The organism is Achromobacter sp. D10 (genome assembly GCF_035282245.1).
Lineage (GTDB): Bacteria > Pseudomonadota > Gammaproteobacteria > Burkholderiales > Burkholderiaceae_B > Achromobacter > Achromobacter insolitus.
Genome location: NZ_JAYJLE010000001.1, coordinates 1,424,216 through 1,446,137, shown reverse-complemented (window position 1 = coordinate 1,446,137; position 21,922 = coordinate 1,424,216). Strand labels below are relative to the sequence as shown.

Below are 21,922 nucleotides of genomic sequence, written 5' to 3'. Positions count from 1 at the left end.
ACCGAAATCGGCAGCGTCTGCGCCAGCACAGGCGACCAGACTTGCGTGAAGACGACGGACCAGGTGATCAGGGAGCGAAGCTTGGACATCATGCGTAGGGGGGGAAATGCAGGCGCGCGGCGGCGGCATCAGGGTTCGAACAACGGACCTCCTGTTGTATGTGCCCCCCCGAAAAGGGGAAATAGGAGGAGTCCGATAAAGACTTGCGCCCTACCGCATTGCGGGTCGCACCCCGGGGTCATGCCGCTTGCGGGCACATTCCCAAAACCGTGGAGGGGCGGCCGTCTATCCGTCGCTCCCCCCGCACCTGGACGAAAGCCGCAAAAGCATCATCCAACCCTTGCGCCGGGCGACGAGTCCAAGTAAATTGTTGACAATTCACAGGACGGACCAGCAGGAATGTCCCTTTTTTGAATAATTTCAGGCAAGATTGTCAACACAATGAGCAAAGTGCTGACGCTGCCCGCGGCTGCCCCCGGCGATAACGAGACGCTCGCGGAACATATCTTCCGCAAGATCCAGTCCGCCATCGTCAAAGGCGAAATCGCCCCCGGCAGCAAGATTTCCGAACCTGAGCTTGCCCGTATCCACGGTGTCAGCCGCGGCCCGCTGCGCGAAGCCCTGCACCGCCTCGAAGGTCAGAAGCTGCTGGTCCGCGTGCCGCATGCCGGCGCCCGCGTCGTGTCGCTGTCGCAGCAGGAACTCTCCGAACTCTACGAAATCCGGGAATCGCTGGAAGGCATGGCCTGCCGCCTGGCGGCCGAGCGCATGCCGCCCACGGAGATCGCCGAGCTGCGAGCCGTGCTGGAAGCGCACGAGCGCGACGAGGCGTTCCAGGCCGGGCTGGGCTACTACCAGCAGGAAGGCGATTACGATTTCCACTACCGCATCGTCAAGGGCAGCGGCAACCAGATGCTGTTCCGCATGCTGTGCGACGAGCTCTACCAGCTGGCGCGCATGTACCGCATCCAGTATTCGACAACGCCCAACCGCCCCCGGCAGGCTTATGCCGAGCATCACCGCATTCTGGACGCCATTGCCGACGGCGATGGCGAGTTGGCTGAAATCCTGATGCGCCGCCACATCCGCGCATCCCGTCTCAACATCGAACAGCAGATCGCGCAGGGCAACCTGCAGCGCACCGAGGCATGAACCAAAACTACCGCAAGCCCCTGCCTGGCACTCGCCTGGACTACTTCGACACCCGCGCCGCCGTCGAGGCGATTTCGCCCGGGGCCTATGACCGCCTGCCCTACACCTCGCGGGTATTGGCGGAAAACCTCGTGCGCCGCTGCGATCCGGCCATGCTGACGGACGCGTTGAAGCAGTTGATCGAGCGCCGCCGCGACCTGGACTTCCCGTGGTTCCCCGCACGGGTCGTCTGTCACGACATCCTGGGCCAGACCGCGCTGGTGGACCTGGCCGGCCTGCGCGACGCCATCGCCGACAAGGGCGGCGATCCCGCCAAGGTCAATCCGGTAGTGCCGGTGCAGTTGATCGTCGACCACTCTTTGGCCGTGGAATATGGCGGCGACGACCCCGATGCCTTCGCCAAGAACCGCGCCGTGGAAGACCGCCGCAACGAAGACCGCTTCCATTTCATTGACTGGACCAAGCAGGCCTTCCGCAACATCGAAGTCGTGCCTCCGGGCAACGGGATCATGCACCAGATCAACCTGGAGCGCATGTCCCCCGTCATCTACACGCAAGACGGCGTGGCCTTCCCCGACACGCTGGTCGGCACCGACAGCCACACGCCGCACGTGGATGCGCTGGGCGTGATCGCTATCGGCGTGGGCGGCCTGGAAGCCGAGAACGTCATGCTGGGCCGCGCCTCCTGGATGCGCCTGCCCGACATCATCGGCGTGGAACTTACTGGCCGCGCGCAACCGGGCATCACCGCCACCGATATCGTGCTGACCCTGACCGAATTCCTGCGCAAGGAAAAAGTCGTGGGCGCCTACCTGGAGTTCTACGGCGCAGGCGCCGCCAGCCTCACGCTGGGCGACCGCGCCACCATTTCGAACATGGCGCCCGAGTATGGCGCGACGGCTGCCATGTTCTCCATCGATCAGCAGACCATCGACTATCTGCGCCTGACCGGCCGCGAGGACGAACAGATCGCCCTGGTGGAAACCTACGCCAAGACCGCGGGCCTCTGGTCCGACAGCCTCAAGAACGCCGAATACGAACGCGTGCTGCGCTTTGATCTCTCCAGCGTGGTGCGTACCCTGGCCGGCCCGTCCAATCCGCACCGCCGTCTGCCGGTCAGCGACCTGGCAGAGCGCGGCATCTCTGGCGTGGTGGAAAACAATCCCGGCCAGATGCCCGATGGCGCCGTGATCATCGCCGCCATCACCAGCTGCACCAACACCAGCAATCCGCGCAACGTCATCGCCGCCGGCCTGCTGGCGCGCAACGCCAACCGTGCCGGGCTGACCCGCAAGCCCTGGGTGAAGAGCTCGCTGGCGCCGGGATCCAAGGCGGTGTCGCTGTACCTGGACGAAGCCGGCCTGACGCCGGAACTGGAAAAACTGGGCTTCGGCGTGGTCGCCTTTGCCTGTACCACGTGTAACGGCATGTCCGGCGCGCTGGACCCCGTCATCCAGCAGGAAATCATCGACCGCGACCTTTACGCGACCGCAGTCCTGTCCGGCAACCGCAACTTCGACGGCCGCATCCACCCCTATGCCAAGCAGGCCTTCCTGGCCTCGCCGCCGCTGGTGGTGGCCTATGCCATCGCCGGCACCATCCGCTTCGACATCGAGCGCGACGTGCTGGGCCATGACGTCAGCGGCCGCGAGATCCGCCTGAAGGACATCTGGCCCAGCGACGAAGAGATCGACGCCGTGGTCAAGTCGGCGGTCAAACCCGAGCAATTCCGCAAGGTCTACGCCCCCATGTTCGGCATCCAGGACGACCGCAAGGCCGCGGTCAGCCCGCTGTATGCATGGCGCGCGCAGAGCACCTACATCCGCCGCCCGCCGTACTGGGAAGGCGCGCTGGCCGGTGAACGCACGCTGCGCGGCATGCTGCCGCTGGCCGTGCTGGGCGACAACATCACCACCGACCACCTGTCGCCCTCCAACGCCATCCTGATGGACAGCGCCGCGGGCGAATACCTGCACAAGATGGGCCTGCCCGAAGAAGACTTCAACTCCTACGCCACCCACCGCGGCGACCACCTCACCGCGCAACGCGCCACTTTCGCCAACCCCAAGCTCTTCAACGAAATGGTGAAGAACGAGGACGGCACGGTAAAGCAGGGCTCGCTGGCGCGCGTGGAACCCGAAGGCAAGGTCATGCGCATGTGGGAAGCCATCGAGACCTACATGGACCGCAAACAGCCGCTGATCATTGTGGCCGGCGCCGACTACGGCCAAGGCTCGTCGCGCGACTGGGCCGCCAAGGGCGTGCGCCTGGCCGGCGTGGAAGCCATCGTCGCCGAAGGCTTCGAACGCATTCACCGCACCAACCTGATCGGCATGGGCGTGCTGCCGCTGGAATTCAAGCCCGGCGTCAACCGCAAGACCCTGGGCCTGGACGGCACGGAAAGCTATGACGTGATCGGCGAACGCACCCCGCGCGCCGACCTCACGCTGGTGGTCCACCGCCGCAATGGCGAAACCGTGCAGGTTCCCGTGACCTGCCGCCTGGACACCGCCGAGGAAGTCTCGATCTACGAAGCCGGCGGCGTGCTGCAGCGCTTCGCCCAGGACTTCCTGGAGGCCTCCGGCGCCGACAAGAAGGCCGGCTGATACGCCATCGGCAAGGCGGGCGCTGCGGCGTCCGCCACATCCCCCCATCATCAGGACTGCCCCATGACCCATGCTCCCCAGACCAAGATAACCGCCACCTACATGCGCGGCGGCACCAGCAAAGGCGTGTTCTTCAAGCTTGACGACCTGCCCGAATCCGCGCGCGTGCCAGGCGCCGCGCGCGACGCGCTGCTGATGCGCGTGATAGGCAGCCCCGATCCGTACGGCAAGCAGATCGACGGCATGGGCGCGGCCACCTCCAGCACCAGCAAGACCGTCATCATCGGGAAGAGCACGCGTCCCGATCATGACGTGGACTACCTGTTCGGCCAGGTGTCGATCGACAAGCCCTTCGTGGACGGGAGCGGCAACTGCGGCAACCTGTCGGCCGCCGTGGGCCCGTTCGCCATCACCAATGGCCTGGTCGATGCGGCCCGCGTTCCGCAGAACGGCATTGCCGTTGTCCGCATCTGGCAGGCCAACATCCAGAAAACCATCATCGCTCATGTGCCCATGACCGATGGCGCCGTGCAGGAAACCGGTGACTTCGAACTGGACGGGGTGACCTTCCCCGCTGCAGAGCTGCGCCTGGAGTTCATGGATCCGGCGGAAGAAGGCGAAGGCGGCTCCATGTTTCCCACCGGGCGCCTGGTGGACGACCTGGAAGTGCCCGGCGTCGGCACCTTCAAGGCCACAATGATCAACTCGGGCATCCCCACGATCTTCCTGGATGCCGAAGCGCTGGGCTACACCGGTACCGAACTGCAGGACGACATCAATGGCGACGCCGCCGCGCTGGCGCGCTTCGAGACCATCCGCGCCCACGGCGCGCTGCGCATGGGCCTGATCAAGACGTTGGAAGAGGCCGCCAGCCGCCAGCACACGCCTAAGGTCGCGTTCGTGGCCAAGCCCAGGGAATACGTGTCGTCCAGCGGCAAGAAAATCGGCGCGGGCGACATCGACGTGCTGGTGCGCGCGCTCTCCATGGGCAAACTGCATCACGCGATGATGGGCACGGCCTCCGTCGCCATCGCCACCGCCGCGGCCGTGCCCGGCACGCTGGTCAATCTGGCGGCGGGCGGCGGCGAACGCGACAACGTCTGCTTCGGCCATCCGTCCGGCACCCTGCGCGTCGGCGCCGAGGCCAAGCTCGTGGACGGCGAATGGAAGGTCACCAAGGCCATCATGAGCCGCAGCGCCCGCGTGCTGATGGAAGGCCGGGTGCACGTGCCTCGCGTCGGGTTCTAAACCGGGGGCAACCTTGCCTGCATGAAAAACGGGGCTATATGCCCCGTTTTTTTCGGCCTGCGCTGGCGTCTCAGCCCTTCGCCCCTGCTGCCTCCAGCAGGCGCGCAACCTCGGCCTGTCCACGCTCGCGCGCATGCCGCAGCGGCGTCACCCCTTTGCCGTCGGCCAGGTTGACGTCCGCACCGGCTTCGATCAGCCGCTTGACGATCGCCTGGTGGCGCGCGCCGCCGTCGCCCAGGATCACGGCTTCGAGCAGGCCGGTCCAGCCGAGGTTGTTCACGTGATCCGGATCCACGCCCGCGCGCAACAGCATGTCCACCACCTCGACGTGCCCGCGTTCGCAGGCGGGAATCAGGGCGGTTCCGCCGTAGCGATTGGTGCTTTTCAGGTCTGCGCCGTGCGCCAGCGTCAGCGCCAGGACTTCGCGATAGCCTCGGGCGCCGGCCAGCAGGTAGGCGCTGTCATGGATAGCGTTCTGCGCGTTGACGTTGGCGCCGGCCTCGATCAGGGCGCGCGCAGCCTCGACGTGGTTGCCCTGGGTGGCGCGCAGCAACGGCGTATTGCCTTGCGCATCCCGAGTCTCTAGGGCGGCGCCCTGTTCCAACAGCTGCTTGACGCGGGCAACGTCGCCATCGCCCGCGGCGGTCAGCAACGACGTATCCGGGCTCGCGGCGCCGGCCGCGCCTCCCATGCTCAACAGGAATGCGGCCAGCCAGATGCGGCCTGCGCGAAAAATAGGCATTGATGTTTCCTCCAGATCAACCGCATGGGTCCCGCCGGGTCGGCGGGAGGCCACACGAAACACTTAGTATGGCGACCGGCCCAAGTATTATGAAATTAATTGGCTCGATAGATTCAAGTGGAAGTCCAAATGCTAGATCCAGTCCTGCTGCGCAGCTTCCTCACCGTCGTGGACACGGGCAACTTCACCCGCGCGAGCGAACACCTGCACCTCACGCAATCCACCGTCAGCCAGCACGTCATCCGGCTCGAAGAGAACCTGGGTTGCCGCCTGCTGGACCGCACGCAGCGCCACGTCCTGCCCACCGAGGAAGGCGAGCGCCTGCTGGGCTACGCCCGCAGCATCCTGCGCCTGGCCGAGGAGGCACGCGAAAGCGTGGCCGCCGCGCAAGCCAGCGCGGTGCTGCGACTGGGTGCACCCGAAGACTTCATGGGCGCCACGCTCATGCCCACGCTGGCAGCAGTGCAATCGGCCTATCCACGCCTGCGCGTGGAGGTCGAAGGCGGCCTGAGCCATCAACTGCTGCGGCGCTACCGCGATGGCGAACTGGACCTGCTGCTCGTCAAGCAATGGGAAGTCGATGCCGATTGCGACGCGCATTGGCCCGAGCCATTGTGCTGGATCACCGCCCGCGACGCCCCGCCGCCCGCGCCCGATACCGCCGTGCCGCTGGTGGCCTTTCCCGCTGGCGCGTTGTACCGCCATGAAATGACAGCCATGCTGGAAACCAGCGGCAAGCCCTGGCACGTGCGCTTCTCCAGCCCCAGCCTGCCCAGCCTCAGCGCGGCGGTTGCCGCAGGACTGGGAATCAGCTTGCTGCCCGCCGCCTGCGCAACCGCAGAACACCGGCGGCTCACGCCCGAAGAAGGATTCCCGGCGCCTCGCGGCCTGTATCTGTCGCTCTATGCGCGATCCCGGCTCAGCGACGCCGGCCTCGCGCTGCGGCGCGCGTTGACAGACTACTGCGAAGAACGCGCGGCAATGGTTACGCCGCCGGCCTGACGTTGCCGAAAACCTTCACGGCTTCGCCCACGGGTTCGCCCCCGCGGAACAAAAACCGCTGCGCTGGCGCGGCGGCGACCGCCGCGGCGCCATTGGGCGCGGGCACCGCCACGAAGGTCGCTTCATTGCCCGTCCGCAGGCCGTAGCCCTCCAGGCCCAATACCGCCGCCCCCGCGTGGGATGCCAAGTCCAGGGCAGTCAGCAGATCGGCGTCCGTGTAGAAGCCCGAACGGTAGCCAATCAGCATCGCTCGCTGCAACATGTCGCCGTTGCCGTAGGGCCACCAGCTGTCCTGGATGTTGTCGTTGCCCGTGAACACCCGTACGCCGGCGGCCAGCAACGCCAAAACGGGCGGAAAGGCCCGGTCGCCTGGGGCATTCGTCATGATCGCCACGCCGGCATCGGCCAGCTTGCGCGCCACGTCGTCCACGCTTTGCGGCCCGACGTCGCCCAGCGCATAGGCATGGCTGACCGCAACCCTGCCCGCCAGACCCAGCGCGCGCGTGCGCTCGGCAATGCGGGCAAGCTGCTCGACGCCTTGTTCGCCTGGCTCATGCAGATGGATGTCGATCTTCGCGCCCAGCCGGTCCGCGATGCCAAACACGCAATCCAGCTGCCCGTCGGCATCGTCGTCCAGCGTGGAGGGATCGATGCCGCCCACCACTTCAGCGCCTTCGCGTACGGCGGCTTCCAGCCATGCTGGCGTGCCCGGACAGGACATCACGCCTGCCTGCGGAAACGCCACCAGTTCGATATCGACGGTGCCGCGCCATTTCTCTCGCGCCGCCATGACGGCGTGCAGGTTTGTAAGGCCGGTCGTGGCATCCACGTCCACGTGGCATCGCATCGCCACCGTGCCGAACGCCGCAGCCTGCGCGATGAGCGCATCGGCGCGCCCTTCTATGGGCGGCGCGGCAGCGAGCTCTTCCTTCTCGATAGCCAGCCGCTCGCGCAGGCTCGCTGCGGGCCGATGAGGCCGCCAGCGGTCGCCGACGAAGCTCTTGTCCAGATGGATATGGCCATCGACAAAGCCCGGCAGCACAAGGTGCCCACGCAGGTCGGTCACGCGGGCCCCGTCTACAGCAGGCGCCTCGGCGCCCAGTGCAAGGATGCGGCCATCGCGCACGTGCAGGAATAGGGGATTGCCGTCCGCGCCGACGGCATTGATGTATAGGCGGTCTGTCATGTTCTGTCTCGGTCTTTCTTGTTTCCTGTTGCCATGCAAGTCGCATGGCCAGTGCAGGCCATCTACCTTATCGGACGGCGCGCGCGACGGCCAATTAAGTGTTGCGATACCCGCCAATGCGAATCGCGATACCGGGCTTTTCCGGCCGCAATGCAGGTACGCCTGGCGGCCGCGTGCTGGACTCGAGCGGGGTATGTCCCTATACTTGGCGCCTGTTGTAGTTCACCACGCATGCCTGCCAGACGATGCACGTCGCCTGCAGGCATCCGTCACAAGGCCGCGCACAGCGGCCCGGCGTGTAACGCCGAAACACCCAAACCCGGCCATGAAGGCCGCGGAACAAATCCCTGCCCACCAGGCAGGACCATCGCTCGCCGCATCGGGCAACGTCTAAAGCACAAAGCGTTCTGCGTTATGCGGCAGCAAGACACCTACACGGTGTGCCTTGCCGCTGTCCGGCCGAGGGCGTCGCTTGCCGCGCCCACGCCGCGCAGGCTTGCGATCGCGCCTACGGCCGATCGCCTGGTGTTTCGGCTGCGTCATCGGGGTTTGCCGCCCTGCGCATCCTGCGGAAACGGCCTTCATGCAGCCATGACCGTCCGTCATGAACACGCTGTCAAGGAGAAAGGACGAAGACGATGCAAGAGACAGAATTCTTTCAGCTATCCGGCACCACCGCCACCCTGCTGCTCGTGGGCTTTTATGGCGCAACGTTCCTCATGTCGCTGTTCATCGGCCGCAAAAACGAAAACGTGGACGGCTACATGGTGTCGAACAACGCGGTCGGCTTTGGGCTGTCAACCGCCAGCATGATCGCCACCTGGATCTGGGCCGCGTCGTTCTACGCCAGCGCCACGTCGGGCTACAAGTACGGGCTTTCCGGTCCGCTGCATTATGGCTTCTGGGGCGCGCTGATGATTCTCTTCATCTATCCCTTCGGCAAGCGCTTTCGCAAACTGGCGCCCAAGGCGCACACCTTGGCCGAGGTCATTCATGCGCGCCACGGCACCTCCAGCCAGATGATCATGGCGGTATCCAATATCGTGGGCAGCTGCATCAGCCTCATGGTGAACTTCACCGCCGCGGGCGCACTGGTATCCATCCTGAGCCCGCTGACTTTCATCCAGGGCGTGCTGATCGCCGGCCTGGGGGTCCTGTCGTACACACTGTGGTCGGGATTCCGCACATCGGTCATGACTGACTTCGCGCAGCTGGCCGCCATGATCATCGCAGCGGTCATCATCATTCCGCTCATCTTCTTCAATGCGGGCGGCCCCGACTTGCTGTCGGCCAATATGTGGCGCCTCAGCCCCGAACAGGCGGACTTCTATTCGACCCGGGCCATCCTCGAACAAGGTGCCCCCTACTTCGTGGCCGTGCTGGCCTATGCCATCGGCAACCAGACCATCGCCCAGCGCCTGTTCGCGGTGCGCGAAGACCTCATCAAACCGACCTTCCTGACCGCCACTGCCGGGTACGGCGCCGTCGTCATCGGACTGGGCATGTTGGGACTGCTGGCGCTCTTCGTCGGCCTGGAGCCCGCCAATGGCGACATGAACAACATCATCCCGCAGATGGCGTCTACCTATCTGCCGCCGTTTGGCATCGCGCTGTTCTTCCTGCTGGTGGTGGGCTCGCTGTCCTCGACCGCGGACTCCGATCTGGCCGCGCTCTCGGCCATCGTCATGACCGACGTGTACGCCAAGAACCTGGCGGGCGGCCGTCCGGACCCGCGGCGCATGCTGTGGTGGGGCCGCGCCACCATGATCGTGGCGACGATGGTCGGCGTCATCTTCGCCAGCCTGCGCCTGGACATCCTGGTAATGCTGGTATTCGTCGGCGCGCTGTGGGGCGCCATCGTGTTTCCCGTCATTTCCAGCTTCTACTGGGACCGCGTCGACAATCGCGCCTTCGTCAGCGCGGTGCTCAGCGCCGTGCTGTTGTTCACCATCGTTCGCTTCGAACTGATTCCCATCACTGGCGCCGTCGCCGTCTTCTTCGAGATCTGTTCGGCCGTCGGCGGTGGCGTCGTACTGGGACTCATGACATTCGGCTTCTTCGGCCGCACGGCAGCGCTCGCGGTAGGCGCGGCTGGTATCCTCGTCATGCTGCCCGCGTTCATCGGCACCTTGCGCGAGTACATCGTCCTGATGGGGTCTCTGACCGCTTATGGCGTCAGCGCAACGGTGTGCGCAGGCCTCAGCCTGCTCAACCGGCAGCGGTTCGACTTCGCTCTTCTGGCGGACCGCGTCACGTCCTTCCAGGAAGCGCAGGAAGCCATGTCTGCAACCGCGGGACAGCGTCCCGTCGTCCAGCCCGCCCAGGGCTGACCTGAAAACCAGCAACAAGGAGATTGATATGTGGTTGACGTTCTACTTTCTGGTCTGGCCCGCCATTTCGGCCCTCATCCTGGTGCTGCTGTGCGTCACGTTGTGGCAGGACATCCGCGCGGCAAAACGCAGTGGCAAGTCGATGATTTGACCGGCTGCGCCGGCGCCCGGCGGCCGCGCGCGGCTTACGCCAGCCGCAAAGGACGCTGCGCTTGCGCCAGCGCTTCCACATAGACCGCATGCGTGTCCGCCACGAAGCGCGTTAGCGCGAAATCGCGCACGGCTTTCTCCCGGGCGGCCCGCCCCATGGGACCCAGCAGGCGCGGCTGAGCCAGAATGTCACGCAACACGGCGGCCACGGTCTCCGGCGCCCGCGCCGGCACCACCCAACCGTCCAATCCCGCGTGTACATTCTCGGCCAAGCCGCCAGCCTTGCTGACGATGACGGGCACGCCCATGGCCATCATCTCGCGGCACGCGAACGAGATGGTCTCCATCTCCGACGACAGCACAAAGCCTACGTCCAGCGCCGCCACGAAGGGGCGGACATCCTCCAGCAAGCCGGGGAAGATCACCTGGTCTTCCATGCCCAGCTCTCGCACCCGCCGGCGCTCGTGCTCGCCAGGCGGCTCGCCCGCGACCATGACGACGACGCGTTCGCGCAGCGGCGCGGGCAGCAAGGACACCGCTTCGACCATGTCGGGCCAGCGCTTGTAGTCCGCAGTGCCGGCGTTGCTTCCGACCACCAGGCGGTCCGCGAGCGCCGCAGGCAGCCAACGGCGCCGGGCCTGCGCCGCGGCAATCGGCGTGGGTGGAGCGAATCGCACGATGTCCACTCCATTGCGCACGGTGCGCAATCCGCAGCGTCCGAATGCACTGCGCATCAGCTTGCGGCGTGTGTGCTCGCAGACACAGATGACGCGGTCCGTCGCCAGCCGGGCGCGCATCATCGCCCCGAAACTGCTGGCAGGCCTGTCGTTATGCTGCGTATACACCACTGCGGGGCTGTCCGCCCCCAGGCCCAAGGTGGCGAACATGCATACGCGATGGTCGGCCGCCCCGTTCACATGAACAACGTCGAAGCGTTCTTGCACCAGCAGCCGGCGCAGACGGCTGGCAGCTGGCAAGGCCGCCAGCATCCCCCCGCGGAAATCCAGCGCCTGGGTCCGCACGCCAGGCATTGCGCGCGCAACCTTGAACAGCCGGCTTTCGGCCGGCGCCGCCACGACCACGTCGTGCGCGTCGCGCAACGCCTCCGCCAGCGACAACACATAGGTCGTGTGCCCGCCTCCGTCGCCGCGATGAAAGTTGGTGTACAGAATTTTCATGGCGGCGCGTCTGCTCAGGCCCCGAACGCGCCGGCCCGATAAGCTGGTTCCTGCCGGGCTTGTACACACGCGAACGTGCCCGGTGCATAATGCATCGCAACGCCGACTTCGTCGTTGGCGAGTTCGAAGGTCTGCCGCGCATGGGCCAGCACCGGAGACAAAAGCGCGGCCGTGGCAACGGCTGCAACCGGGGTTTCTCGAACGTACATGGATCGCTCCTTGCGTTTCAGCGCCGCCAAGCAGGAACTTGGCCGACACGCTGAACTCTACGCAGTCGGCAATTACAAAAGCCGGACCGACTCATTACATTTGTGCAAGGAAAGCGAGACCCCATGCGTATCCTCTTGATCGAAGATGAAAGAAAACTCGCGGACTACGTTCGCAAAGGACTGACCGAACAGAACTACGTGGTCGACATCGCGCGCGATGGCATCGACGGACGGCACGCCGCTCTCGAGGGCGACTACGACGTAGTGGTTCTGGATGTGATGCTGCCCGGCGTCGACGGCTTTGGCGTGCTGTCAGAGCTGCGCAAGCACAAGGAAACGCCGGTGCTGATGCTGACCGCCCGCGACAAGGTGGAAGACCGGGTGCGCGGCCTGGAGGGCGGCGCGGACGACTACCTCGTCAAGCCGTTCGCCTTTTCAGAGCTGCTTGCCCGCATCCAGGCCCTGCTGCGACGCGGCCGCGGACAGGAATCCACACTGCTCAAGCTTTCCGACCTGGAAGTCGACCTGGCGCGGCGCAAGGCGCAACGGGGCGGCATGCGCCTGGACCTGACCGCCAAGGAATTCACGTTGCTGACGCTGATGTTGAGGCGTCATGGCCAGGTGCTGTCCAGGACTGTGCTTGCGGAACAAGTCTGGGACATGAATTTCGATAGCGATACCAACGTCATCGAAGTGGCCGTGCGACGCCTGAGGGCCAAAATAGACGACCCGTTCGAAACCAAGCTGCTGCATACCGTGCGCGGCATGGGCTACGTGCTAGAGCTGCGCGAAAAATGAAGCCGCTCCGCATCGCGTCCATGGAGATCCGGCTTACGCTGCTGCTGGGCGTCATTGCGCTGGTGGTCTCCAGCATCGCCGGATACACCCTGTTCTGGGCCTTGAAGCGCGAGGTGCAACGCCAGGAAATCACGGAGGTCGCCGGCAAACTGGAGCTCATCAACCACCTGGTCGGCATGCGGGCCACGCTCGCGCAGATGCAGGATCTGCGCAGCGCCCTGGACAACATCATGGTCGGCCATGGCAACCTCAAGACCTGGATCACGCTCGCCGACGGCAGCGTGTTCTACGGCGATGCGCCGCCCGTGGACGTGCGGCCGCTGTCCGGGCGCGAGATCAGGCTGCACTCGCAGGACGGCTGGAACATGCGCGGGCTGCGCGTGCCGCTGGAAGGCACGCTGCTGCCGGGGGCCGAGCTCACCGTGGCCGTGAACCTGCGCCCTGGCACGCAGTTCCTGTATGCCTTCGCCACCGCGCTGGTCCTGATCTGCGCCACCTGGGTCGGCGCCACGCTGGTGCTGTCGGCATGGGCGGTGCGGCGCTCACTGTCGCCCATCCGCCGCCTGTCCCAGCAGGCCGCCCGGATCCAGCCGGACAATCTTGCCGTGCGCCTGCCGGAACAGGGCATAGACCGCGAGCTGCGCGAATTCACCCATACCTTCAACGGCATGCTGGGCCGGGTGCAAACGGCCTACCAGCAGATGGAAGGCTTCAACGCCGACGTGGCGCACGAACTGCGCACGCCCCTGGCCACGCTGATCAGCGGCGCCGAGGTCATCCTGTCGTCCCCCCGTTCCGAGCAGGAGCTGCGAGAGGTGCTGGAATCCAACCTGGAGGAGCTGGAAGGGCTGAAGGCGCTGGTCAACGACATGCTGTTCCTGGCCCGCGCCGACGGCGGCGAACCAGCGGGGGACCTGCAGGAAGTGGACGTGCGCCGCGAGGTCGCCCGCGTGGCCGAGTACTACGAAGCCGCGCTGGACGAAGCCGGCGTGTCCATGACCGCGCACGGCGCCGCCATCTTGACGGCAAACCCGCGGCTGTTGCGGCGCGCCATCGCCAACCTGCTCAGCAACGCCATCCGGGCCACGCCACGGGGACGCGGCATCGACCTCTATTGCATCACCCGGCAAGAGGAGATCGAGATCAGGGTCAGGAACCCCGGCGCGCCGATCGCAGCCGAGGCGCTGCCGCGCATCTTCGACCGCTTCTATCGCGGCGACGATGCCCGCAGCCGGCGCGCCGACGGGCACGGCCTGGGCCTGGCCATCGTCCGCGCCATTGCCCGCATGCACGGCGGCAACGCCTTTGCCCGCTGCGGCGGACAGGGCACCGAGGTCGGCTTCACGCTGTCCCGGACGCCGAACATTACAGGAAAGTAATCCTCCCGACAGGTTGCGGTGTGGAGCGCGTCACTAAAGTGGCGCCTCCTACCCCCAATTCGAGTCTAGAGGATACGCATGAAGAAACTGGTGAAACTCGCACAAGGCGCCGTGGCCGCGGGCGTCTTTTTGCTTTCCTTCGGCGCCATGGCTGCCCCCGGCCACGGCGCGGGCCACGGCGGCGGCCATGACGCCGCCGCCCCAATCGGCAAGCCCGGCAACCCCGCCAAGGTCTCGCGCACTATCGTGGTCGACATGACGGATGCAATGCGCTTCACGCCGGACAAGATAGACGTCAAGGCGGGCGAGACCATCCGTTTCAAGGTCACCAACTCCGGCAAGATCCGCCACGAAATGGTGCTGGGCACCACGGCAGACCTGAACAGCCACTACCAGATGATGCTCAAGGACCCGGGCATGCGCCACGAGGAGCAGAACTCCGTGTCCCTGGAAGCGGGCAAGGCCGGCGACATCGTCTGGACCTTCGACAAGGCGGGAAGCGTCGCCTTCGCCTGCCTCGAACCGGGGCACTATCCCGCCGGCATGAAGGGCGCGGTTTCCGTCAAGTAATCCACTGCCGGGATGCCGGTCCGGCTACCGGGGAGATAGAGCATGAGTAGAGCAGTTTCGAATCCGCGCCGCCGGTTTGTGCAGGGGCTGGCCACGGGCGGCGCGCTGGCCGGCATGGGCCTGTGGAGTCCGGTCTCGTGGGCGCAATCCGGCTCGGGCAGGCCGTCCGAGCTAACGGGCACGGAGTTCAACCTCGAGATCGGCGAAACACCTGCCAACCTCACAGGCGCCCCTCGCATAGCGACCACGGTCAACGGCACGCTGCCCGCACCCACTCTGCGCTGGCGCGAGGGCGACCGCGTCACCCTGCGCGTCACCAACCGGCTGCGAGAGGACACCTCGATCCATTGGCACGGCATCATTCTGCCGACGGAAATGGACGGAGTCCCTGGCCTGAGCTTTCCCGGCATCGCCCCCGGCGAAACCTTCACCTACCAGTTCGACGTGCGCCAGAGCGGAACCTACTGGTATCACAGCCATTCGGGCTTCCAGGAGCAGACCGGGCTTTACGGCGCCATCGTGATCGACCCGAAGCGCCCGGACCCGGTGCGCGCCGACCGCGACTACGTCGTCCTGCTATCCGACTGGACCGACGAAGATCCCATGAGCGTGTTCCGCAAGCTCAAGGTGATGCCCGACTATTACAACTACATCCAGCCCACCGTCGGCAGCCTGATGGACGATGCCGAGAAGTCCGGTTGGAAGAACGCGCTGAACGAGCGGCTCATGTGGCAGAAGATGCGCATGAACCAGACCGATCTGGCCGACGTCTCCGGCGCGACCTACACCTTTCTTACCAATGGCAAGTCGCCCGCCGGCAACTGGACCGGCCTGTTCCGCCCGGGCGAACGTATCCGCCTGCGCTTCATCAACGGGTCGGCCATGACCTACTTCGACGTGCGCATCCCCGGCCTGAAGATGACGGTGGTGGCCGCCGACGGCCTGGCAGTGCGCCCCGTGGAGGTGGAAGAGTTCCGCATCGCCGTGGCCGAGACCTATGACGTCATCGTCGAACCGCAGGACGAGCGCGCCTATACGATCTTCTCGCAGGCCATGGACCGCTCCGGCTACGCCCGCGGCACGCTGGCGCCACGCGAAGGCATGCAGGCCGAGATCCCGGCGCTGGATCCCGTGCAGGTGCTGACCATGATGGACATGGGCATGGCGCATGACATGCCCGGCATGGATATAGGCGGCTCGCAGGCCGGGGGCATGGACCATGGCGCTCAAGGCGCGATGAACACGGGGACGCAAGGCGGCATGGACCATGGCTCCATGGGAGGCATGAACCACGCAGGCATGGCTGGCATGAATCATGCCGGCATGAACCATGGCGCCGGCGGCAACGAAGGCGGCATGGTCGAGATCAAGCATCCTTACCCCGCCGAATACAGCCCCGCCAATTCCATGGTTCCCGACATCGTCTCGACACGTCTGGACGATCCGGGCGTGGGGCTGCGCAACAACGGCCGCCGCGTGCTGACCTATGCCGACCTGCACTCCATGGTCGAGCCCGCGGACAACCGCCCGCCGACCCGCGAGATTGAATTGCACCTGACCGGCAACATGGACCGTTACATGTGGTCGTTCAACGGGCTGAAGTTCACCGAGGCGAAACCTATCGTCCTCAAGTATGGCGAACGCGTGCGCTTCGTATTGGTCAACGACACCATGATGACGCACCCCATCCACCTGCATGGCCTGTGGAGCGACCTGGAGTCCGCCGAGGGCAACTTCCAGGTGCGCAAGCACACGATCAGCCTGAACCCGGCACAGCGCCTCACCTACCGCGTCAGCGCGGATGCGCGCGGCAACTGGGCCTATCACTGCCACTTGCTGTTCCACATGGAGGCCGGCATGTTCCGCGCGGTCGTCGTGGAATAGGAGGGAAATATGAGAACAACGACATCCAGAAAACACTGGCCCGGGCTCGTCGCGGGCGCCGCCCTCCTTTGCGCCGCGTCCGGACTGGCCCTGGCGCAGACGCCGGCCGGAAAGATGGACGGCATGGACCACGGGTCGATGCCGGGCATGGATCATGGCTCGATGCCGGGCATGGAACAGGGTTCGAAGCAGGGCTCCGCCGCAGCCCCGAAGAAAGACATGGACCACGGCTCGATGCAGGGCATGGACCACGGTTCGATGAAAGGCATGGACCACGGTTCCATGCAAGGCATGGATCACGGTTCGATGCCGGGCATGGATCATGGTTCGATGAAAGGCATGGACCACGGCTCCATGCCCGGCATGGACGAATCTTCGCGTAAAGGCCCGCCGGTGGGTTCCCTGCCATCCAGCGACGGCAGCACGGAGCAGCGCTACGCCGCCTACCGCATCCATCCGCACATGATGGACAACGTCATCACCAGCCATCTGTTGTTCGACAAGCTTGGAGTGGCCTATGACCGCAATGAGCAGACCAGCCTGCAATGGGACGGCCAATTCTGGATCGGCCGGGACCTGAACAAGCTGTGGATCAAGAGCGAAGGCGATCGCCTGAATGGCAGCACGGACGCCAAGATAGAAGCCTTCTGGAGCCACACCATCTCCCCGTTCTGGGACCTGCAATTGGGCGCGCGGCGCGATTTCGGCGCGGGCCCGAAGCGCAATTGGGCGGCATTCGGGGTGCAGGGGGTTGCGCCTTACGGCATCGAGACCGAGATCACCGGCTATGTCGGCGGATCCGGGAGGACGGCGCTGGCGCTGAAGGCGGAATATGACTTGCTCCTCACCCAGCGGCTGATCTTCACGCCCGAGATCGAAGCCAGCTTGCATGGCAAGAACGACGAAGCCCGGGGCGTAGGCTCCGGCCTATCGGACGCATCGCTGTCCCTGCGGTTGCGCTACGAAGTGACGCGCGAATTCGCCCCGTATGTGGGCGTGTCGTTCGGACGCAAGTTCGGCAGGACGGCCAGCTACGCCAGCGAAGCTGGAGAAAGCCGTTCCGAACGCGCCATCCTGGCAGGCGTGCGCATCTGGTTCTGAGCCCGGCCGGCGCCGCCAGACGGCGGCGCCTTGACCCGTCCCTTTATTTAAGGCGGTAGGCAGTGTTACCGCGGCCGCTCCCCTCCGTCCCCCGGACAGCCTTCGATACGCAAACGCTTGACCTTGACATCATTGGAATCTTTATAGTGCCAATCATCAGCAGCAGATTCCAAGTTTTCAAGGAGCGGATATGAGTGCCATCCCAGCAGACAGCGTCGCGGTCAGCCTGCCCATCGAAGGCATGACCTGCGCATCGTGCGTGGGCCGGGTCGAAAAGGCCTTGAAGGCCGTGCCGGGCGTCAACAAAGCCAGCGTCAACCTGGCGACCGAACGCGCCGACATCACGTTTGAAGGCGCGCCGGACGTGGCCGCCGCCGTGCAGGCAGTACAGAAGGCGGGCTACGCAGTCGCCGAAAGCACGGTCGAACTGTCGGTCGCCGGCATGACCTGCGCCTCCTGCGTGGGACGCGTCGAAAAAGCGCTGAAGGCCGTGCCAGGCGTCAGCAACGCCACCGTCAACCTCGCCACCGAACGCGCCAGCGTCACCGCGACGGGCGGCGTGCCCGCCAGCGCCTTGATCCAGGCGGTGGCCAAGGCAGGCTACGAAGCCCGGCCGCTTTCGGCTGAATCCAGCGACACAGACGCCGTGGCCGAACGCCAGGCCGCCGAGCTGCAGTCGCTCAAGCGTTCCCTGACCATCGCCACGATTTTCGCGCTGCCCGTGTTCATCCTGGAAATGGGCGCGCACATCGTGCCGGCGTTCCACCACGTTATTGCAGAGACCATCGGCACGCAAAACAGCTGGTACCTGCAATTCGTGCTGGCCAGCATCGTACTGTTCGGCCCCGGTCTGCGCTTCTTCAAAAAAGGCATACCCGCGCTGCTGCGCGGCGCCCCCGACATGAACTCGTTGGTGGCGGTGGGCACCTCCGCCGCCTATGCCTATTCGGTGGTGGCCACCTTCGCGGCCGGACTGCTCCCTGCCGGCACGGTCAACGTCTATTACGAGGCCGCCGCCGTCATCGTGGCGCTGATTCTGCTTGGCCGCTACATGGAAGCCCGCGCCAAGGGCAACACCTCCGAAGCGATCAAGCGACTGCTGGGCTTGCAAGCCAAGACCGCTCGCGTCGTGCGCAACGGCTCCACGCTGGAGCTTGCCATCGAGGAAGTGGTGGCAGGCGATCTGATCGAAGTCCGCCCCGGCGAGCGCATCCCCGTGGACGGCGAAGTTGTGGAAGGCAACAGCTTTATCGATGAATCCATGATCAGCGGAGAGCCCGTTCCGGTCGAAAAGCAGCCGGGCTCCGAAGTCGTCGGCGGCACCGTGAACCAGAACGGCGCGCTGACGTTCCGCGCGACCAAGGTCGGCAATGACACGGTGCTGGCACAGATCATCCGCATGGTTGAGCAGGCGCAGGGGTCCAAGCTGCCGATCCAGGCCCTGGTGGACCGCATCACCATGTGGTTCGTGCCTGCCGTCATGGCGGCCGCCGTGGCGACCTTCATCATCTGGCTGGCGTTCGGCCCCGAGCCCGCCCTGACCTTCGCCCTGGTCAACGCCGTCGCCGTGTTGATCATCGCCTGCCCCTGCGCCATGGGTCTGGCCACGCCGACCTCGATCATGGTGGGCACTGGACGCGCCGCGCAGATGGGTGTGCTGTTCCGCAAGGGCGAAGCGCTGCAATCCCTGAAGGACGCCCAGGTCGTGGCCGTGGACAAGACCGGCACCCTCACCAAGGGCCGACCAGAACTGACCGACCTGATCGTCGCGCCGGGCTTTGAGCGATCCGCCGTGCTGGGCAAGGTCGCCACCGTCGAAGCCAAGTCCGAACACCCGATCGCGCAGGCCATCGTGGACGCGGCGCGCGCCGAGGCCATCGCGCTGGGCGCGATCTCGCAGTTCGAATCGATCACCGGCTTTGGCGTAAGCGCCCGGGTCGACGGCGACCTGGTCGAAATCGGCGCCGACCGCTTCATGCGCGAGCTGGGCCTGAGCGTAGAACCCTTCGGCGCGGACGCCGCGCGCCTGGGCAACGAAGGCAAGACGCCGCTGTACGCCGCTATCAACGGCAAGCTGGCCGCGATGATTGCCGTGGCGGATCCCATCAAGGAAACCACGGCAGCCGCCATCCGCGCCCTGCATGACCTGGGCCTGAAGGTCGCCATGATCACGGGCGACAACCGCCGCACCGGCGAGGCTATCGCCCGCCAGCTCGGCATTGATGAAGTCGTGGCGGAAGTGCTGCCCGACGGCAAGGTCGAGGCCGTGCAGCGCCTGAAGCAGCAATACGGCCCCATCGCCTATGTGGGCGACGGCATCAACGATGCGCCGGCTCTGGCCGAAGCGGACGTGGGCCTGGCCATAGGCACTGGCACGGACATCGCCATCGAGGCGGCCGACGTCGTGCTCATGTCGGGCGACCTGGGCGGCGTGCCCAACGCTATCGCCCTGTCCAAGGCCACGATACGCAACATCAAGCAAAACCTGTTCTGGGCGTTCGCCTACAACGTAGCCTTGATCCCGGTCGCGGCGGGCCTGCTCTACCCGGTAAACGGCAGTCTGCTGTCGCCGGTATTCGCGGCAGGCGCGATGGCCCTGTCCAGCGTGTTCGTCCTGAGCAACGCGCTGCGGCTGCGCCGATTTACTGCGCCCTTCCCGGCCCGGGGCTGATAACCCCAGGGGAGGGTGGCCTGCCCGGCAAGACCGGGCAGCGCCGCCTTACTGGCCCTTCTCCTTCGGCGCGCTGGCCACCAGCGCGCCGAATTTCTTGTCCAGCTCCGCCAGCGCATCGTTGATATGGGCGCGCCGCGCTTTGATCCAAGAGTCCTGGTCAGCCAACTGGGCGCGCGCCTCCTTCAGCATGCGCTCCATTTCCGCCGGTTGCGGGCCGCCCGATGTCGCGCGGTTCTTGACGATGGCCACCGGGTCCAGCGTCGAACGGAACTCCGCCTCGCTCATCGGCAACTCGTTGCCGTACTTCGAGTCCTTCATGGCGTCCGCGTAGATGCGCCGAGCCTGTTCATAGGGGAAGTCCAGCGGCTTGATGTTGTTGGTCTTGGCGTAGCTCACGACCTCTGACGCAAAGTGATGGCCGTCGCGGAACGGCAGCTTGTACTTGCGCATCAGCACATCGGCCAATTCCTGTGAAGCCGTCCAATCGCTGTTCAGCTCTTCCAGCGCGCGGTCGGGGCTGATTACCATGGCCTTGAGCACCCGGTCCCAACGTTTCAGCGCCGAAATCCCGGCATCGACCATGGCGGAGTTCTGTTTCACGTCCTTGGGATCGCTCATGCCCGGCGTGATGTTGTGCGTCTGCACCACCGGACCCATGGCCAGCGTCACCGCGGTCGAAGCGTCACTGCGCGTGTCGTTGAGCAAGCCTGGGTTTCGCTTCTGCGGCATGGCGCTGGAAACATAGGTGTTGCCGCCGCCTTCCTCCAGCAGGATCCAGGGACGCGGCTGCGCGTACTGGGTCATTACGTCCTCGACAAAGTTGCCCGTGCGCAGCGCGATGCTGGTGACAATGGACGCGACTTCGACCGGCTGGTCCATCGACGAGATCTGCGACGCGTCATAAGCGTTGTCCACCAGCGCGGCAAAGCCCAGGTATTGCGCCATGCGCTTGCGATCCAGCGGCCAGCTGGTGCCATTCAGTACCGTCGTGCCCATCGGCGAACGGTCGATGCGCACATAGGCTTCGCGGATGCGCTGGGCATCGCGTGCCAGGCCCGCGGCCTGCCCCAGCAGATAATGCCCGTAGCTGTTGGGTTGCGCCGCCACCCCATTGGTGTAGTTCGGCACAACGGTCGCCGCGTGCTTGCCTGCAAGTTCCACCAGCGTCCGGGATGTGGCGTTCAACTGATCGGCCAGGTCCAGCAGCTTGTCGCGCAGGATAGCGCTGCGGTAGGTCGCATGCATGTCCTGGCTGGAGCGCCCCGCGTGCAGCAGAGTCACGTCTTCGCCTGCCGCCTTGATCAGCAGCGGCTCGAAGGTAATGACGCTGGACGGGCGCTTGGCGCCGGGCTGGTTGCCGTCGCTGATCACCTTTGCCACGCCGGCTGCCAGGCGCGGCGCCATGGACTTGTCCAGCAATCCTTCGTCCGTGTTGATGACGGCGGTCGCTTTGTTGATTTCTCCCAGCCAGAAGAACGGGTCGCGCGGCGGGGAGGCCGCAGGCTGGGCGGGCTGGGCCGACGCCGCCTGCGCGCCCAACGTGAAGACTAGCGCGGCGCCCAGGGCGGGGAGTAGTTGTCTCATGGCGTTCTCGTTTGAATGGCGAGCGGCCAGTGTATCGGCCGGCCGGGCGGCGCGAAATGGCGGATTTCACGGAGCCGCAGGCGATTCCCTGACGGTTTCCTTTAACATACGGCCCAAAGCCACCACGTC

Annotated in this window: 17 protein-coding genes; 12 read left to right on the top strand and 5 right to left on the bottom strand. The window is 65.5% G+C overall.

Annotated elements, in window-relative coordinates; translation table 11 throughout:
- The first annotated feature begins 441 nt into the window (after nt 1–441).
- The 3 genes from VCS63_RS06835 to prpF all read left to right on the top strand — a co-directional run bounded on the left by VCS63_RS06835 (nt 442) and on the right by prpF (nt 5,006).
- Nucleotides 442–1,152 carry a GntR family transcriptional regulator gene (locus VCS63_RS06835; protein ID WP_063961939.1) on the top strand — a complete coding sequence of 237 codons (711 nt, stop codon included), beginning with the start codon at nt 442–444 and terminating at the stop codon, nt 1,150–1,152.
- Nucleotides 1,149–3,758, top strand: coding sequence for a Fe/S-dependent 2-methylisocitrate dehydratase AcnD (gene acnD / locus VCS63_RS06830; protein ID WP_323879028.1), 2,610 nt, complete (start codon nt 1,149–1,151; stop codon nt 3,756–3,758). Before VCS63_RS06835 ends, acnD begins: the two co-directional genes overlap by 4 nt.
- A 63-nt stretch (nt 3,759–3,821) precedes the next feature.
- The gene (gene prpF / locus VCS63_RS06825; RefSeq protein ID WP_323879026.1) at nt 3,822–5,006 is read left to right on the top strand and encodes a 2-methylaconitate cis-trans isomerase PrpF; all 1,185 of its coding nucleotides are present in this window, start codon (nt 3,822–3,824) and stop codon (nt 5,004–5,006) included.
- Between the two features lie 70 nt (nt 5,007–5,076).
- On the opposite strand, the gene VCS63_RS06820 is transcribed toward prpF, so the two are convergent.
- Nucleotides 5,077–5,748, bottom strand: coding sequence for an ankyrin repeat domain-containing protein (locus VCS63_RS06820; RefSeq protein ID WP_042795253.1), 672 nt, complete (start codon nt 5,746–5,748; stop codon nt 5,077–5,079).
- Nucleotides 5,749–5,877: 129 nt separating this feature from the next.
- Here VCS63_RS06820 and VCS63_RS06815 point away from each other — a divergent pair, with 129 nt between their 5' ends.
- Entirely contained in the window at nt 5,878–6,750 is an 873-nt protein-coding gene (locus VCS63_RS06815; RefSeq protein ID WP_042795254.1) for a LysR family transcriptional regulator, read from the top strand.
- Here VCS63_RS06815 and VCS63_RS06810 read toward each other — a convergent pair.
- Entirely contained in the window at nt 6,734–7,936 is a 1,203-nt protein-coding gene (locus tag VCS63_RS06810) for an amidohydrolase family protein (protein WP_063961935.1), read from the bottom strand. The genes VCS63_RS06815 and VCS63_RS06810 overlap by 17 nt on opposite strands.
- Nucleotides 7,937–8,574: 638 nt before the next feature.
- Here VCS63_RS06810 and VCS63_RS06805 point away from each other — a divergent pair.
- Both VCS63_RS06805 and VCS63_RS06800 read left to right on the top strand, forming a co-directional pair.
- The gene (locus tag VCS63_RS06805; protein WP_323879023.1) at nt 8,575–10,266 is read left to right on the top strand and encodes a sodium:solute symporter family protein; all 1,692 of its coding nucleotides are present in this window, start codon (nt 8,575–8,577) and stop codon (nt 10,264–10,266) included.
- 28 nt (nt 10,267–10,294) lie between these two features.
- The gene (locus VCS63_RS06800) at nt 10,295–10,417 is read left to right on the top strand and encodes a putative transporter small subunit (RefSeq protein ID WP_088607637.1); all 123 of its coding nucleotides are present in this window, start codon (nt 10,295–10,297) and stop codon (nt 10,415–10,417) included.
- Between the two features lie 34 nt (nt 10,418–10,451).
- Here VCS63_RS06800 and VCS63_RS06795 read toward each other — a convergent pair whose 3' ends face one another.
- Nucleotides 10,452–11,594 (bottom strand): glycosyltransferase, encoded by a 1,143-nt coding sequence (locus VCS63_RS06795; RefSeq protein WP_063639524.1) that lies wholly within the window; start codon nt 11,592–11,594, stop codon nt 10,452–10,454.
- Between the two features lie 14 nt (nt 11,595–11,608).
- Nucleotides 11,609–11,803, bottom strand: a complete 195-nt coding sequence (locus tag VCS63_RS06790; RefSeq protein ID WP_323879021.1) for a hypothetical protein — start codon at nt 11,801–11,803, stop codon at nt 11,609–11,611.
- Between the two features lie 123 nt (nt 11,804–11,926).
- Between VCS63_RS06790 and VCS63_RS06785 the strand changes: the two genes are divergently transcribed.
- The 6 genes from VCS63_RS06785 (at nt 11,927) to VCS63_RS06760 (ending at nt 20,206) form a co-directional block, all read left to right on the top strand.
- A complete protein-coding gene (locus VCS63_RS06785) occupies nt 11,927–12,601 on the top strand; it encodes a heavy metal response regulator transcription factor (protein WP_042795258.1) in 675 nt (224 codons plus the stop codon).
- The gene (locus tag VCS63_RS06780) at nt 12,598–13,980 is read left to right on the top strand and encodes a heavy metal sensor histidine kinase (protein ID WP_323879020.1); all 1,383 of its coding nucleotides are present in this window, start codon (nt 12,598–12,600) and stop codon (nt 13,978–13,980) included. Before VCS63_RS06785 ends, VCS63_RS06780 begins: the two co-directional genes overlap by 4 nt.
- A gap of 78 nt (nt 13,981–14,058) precedes the next feature.
- A complete protein-coding gene (locus VCS63_RS06775) occupies nt 14,059–14,550 on the top strand; it encodes a cupredoxin family protein (protein ID WP_323879018.1) in 492 nt (163 codons plus the stop codon).
- Between the two features lie 42 nt (nt 14,551–14,592).
- On the top strand, nt 14,593–16,434 hold the full coding sequence (locus VCS63_RS06770) for a copper resistance system multicopper oxidase (protein WP_323879016.1): 1,842 nt from the start codon (nt 14,593–14,595) through the stop codon (nt 16,432–16,434).
- 258 nt (nt 16,435–16,692) lie between these two features.
- Nucleotides 16,693–17,535, top strand: coding sequence for a copper resistance protein B (locus VCS63_RS06765; protein ID WP_323879052.1), 843 nt, complete (start codon nt 16,693–16,695; stop codon nt 17,533–17,535).
- A 190-nt stretch (nt 17,536–17,725) separates the two neighbouring features.
- Nucleotides 17,726–20,206 (top strand): heavy metal translocating P-type ATPase, encoded by a 2,481-nt coding sequence (locus VCS63_RS06760; protein ID WP_323879013.1) that lies wholly within the window; start codon nt 17,726–17,728, stop codon nt 20,204–20,206.
- A 48-nt stretch (nt 20,207–20,254) separates the two neighbouring features.
- On the opposite strand, the gene VCS63_RS06755 is transcribed toward VCS63_RS06760, so the two are convergent.
- A complete protein-coding gene (locus VCS63_RS06755; RefSeq protein WP_323879010.1) occupies nt 20,255–21,793 on the bottom strand; it encodes an argininosuccinate lyase in 1,539 nt (512 codons plus the stop codon).
- Nucleotides 21,794–21,922: the final 129 nt, after the last annotated feature.

What these genes read in the sequence shown, in the direction of transcription:
- VCS63_RS06780 (WP_323879020.1), top strand. Translation starts at nt 12,598, where the DNA reads ATGAAGCCGCTCCGCATCGCGTCCATGGAGATCCGGCTTACGCTGCTG.
- VCS63_RS06775 (WP_323879018.1), top strand. Translation starts at nt 14,059, where the DNA reads ATGAAGAAACTGGTGAAACTCGCACAAGGCGCCGTGGCCGCGGGCGTC.
- VCS63_RS06820 (WP_042795253.1), bottom strand. Translation starts at nt 5,748, where the DNA reads ATGCCTATTTTTCGCGCAGGCCGCATCTGGCTGGCCGCATTCCTGTTG.
- VCS63_RS06810 (WP_063961935.1), bottom strand. Translation starts at nt 7,936, where the DNA reads ATGACAGACCGCCTATACATCAATGCCGTCGGCGCGGACGGCAATCCC.
- acnD (WP_323879028.1), top strand. Translation starts at nt 1,149, where the DNA reads ATGAACCAAAACTACCGCAAGCCCCTGCCTGGCACTCGCCTGGACTAC.
- VCS63_RS06770 (WP_323879016.1), top strand. Translation starts at nt 14,593, where the DNA reads ATGAGTAGAGCAGTTTCGAATCCGCGCCGCCGGTTTGTGCAGGGGCTG.
- VCS63_RS06755 (WP_323879010.1), bottom strand. Translation starts at nt 21,793, where the DNA reads ATGAGACAACTACTCCCCGCCCTGGGCGCCGCGCTAGTCTTCACGTTG.
- prpF (WP_323879026.1), top strand. Translation starts at nt 3,822, where the DNA reads ATGACCCATGCTCCCCAGACCAAGATAACCGCCACCTACATGCGCGGC.
- VCS63_RS06785 (WP_042795258.1), top strand. Translation starts at nt 11,927, where the DNA reads ATGCGTATCCTCTTGATCGAAGATGAAAGAAAACTCGCGGACTACGTT.
- VCS63_RS06795 (WP_063639524.1), bottom strand. Translation starts at nt 11,594, where the DNA reads ATGAAAATTCTGTACACCAACTTTCATCGCGGCGACGGAGGCGGGCAC.
- VCS63_RS06765 (WP_323879052.1), top strand. Translation starts at nt 16,693, where the DNA reads ATGAAAGGCATGGACCACGGTTCCATGCAAGGCATGGATCACGGTTCG.
- VCS63_RS06815 (WP_042795254.1), top strand. Translation starts at nt 5,878, where the DNA reads ATGCTAGATCCAGTCCTGCTGCGCAGCTTCCTCACCGTCGTGGACACG.
- VCS63_RS06835 (WP_063961939.1), top strand. Translation starts at nt 442, where the DNA reads ATGAGCAAAGTGCTGACGCTGCCCGCGGCTGCCCCCGGCGATAACGAG.
- VCS63_RS06790 (WP_323879021.1), bottom strand. Translation starts at nt 11,803, where the DNA reads ATGTACGTTCGAGAAACCCCGGTTGCAGCCGTTGCCACGGCCGCGCTT.
- VCS63_RS06800 (WP_088607637.1), top strand. Translation starts at nt 10,295, where the DNA reads ATGTGGTTGACGTTCTACTTTCTGGTCTGGCCCGCCATTTCGGCCCTC.
- VCS63_RS06805 (WP_323879023.1), top strand. Translation starts at nt 8,575, where the DNA reads ATGCAAGAGACAGAATTCTTTCAGCTATCCGGCACCACCGCCACCCTG.
- VCS63_RS06760 (WP_323879013.1), top strand. Translation starts at nt 17,726, where the DNA reads ATGAGTGCCATCCCAGCAGACAGCGTCGCGGTCAGCCTGCCCATCGAA.